This is a genomic window from Pontimicrobium sp. MEBiC06410 (genome assembly GCF_053601615.1).
In genome coordinates, this window is sequence record NZ_JBSHNT010000019.1 from 1 (window position 1) to 371 (window position 371).

1 protein-coding gene is annotated in these 371 nt (G+C 44.2%); it reads left to right on the forward strand.

The window, feature by feature from the left end:
• A partial coding sequence (locus ACVC08_RS00140; protein ID WP_452600494.1) for a hypothetical protein occupies positions 1-371 on the forward strand: 371 nt, incomplete at both ends.

A 371-nucleotide genomic window follows, 5' to 3' on the forward strand; every position in this document is an offset into this window, starting at 1 on the left:
ACCCACTGTGAGTTAAACACCGATGGCGTATACGAAAGCTTTGACTTTACAACCATGACCCCTGCCATATTAAACGGACAAGACCCCGCAATTTTCACGGTAACCTACCATGAAACACAAGCCGAGGCCGATGCAGGAATGAATGATTTAACCCCAGGCGGGCTATACACCAATACCAGCAACCCACAAACCATCTATGTCAACATTACCAATACCGTAACCGGATGTTTAACAACAGCCTTAACCTTCGATTTACAAGTACACGAAGACGCACTGGCCAATAGCGATATGGAACCTATACTATACCAGTTATGTGATGATAATATGGAATTTGATGGTGACCCAACCAATGACAGCGTGTCGTTTGATTT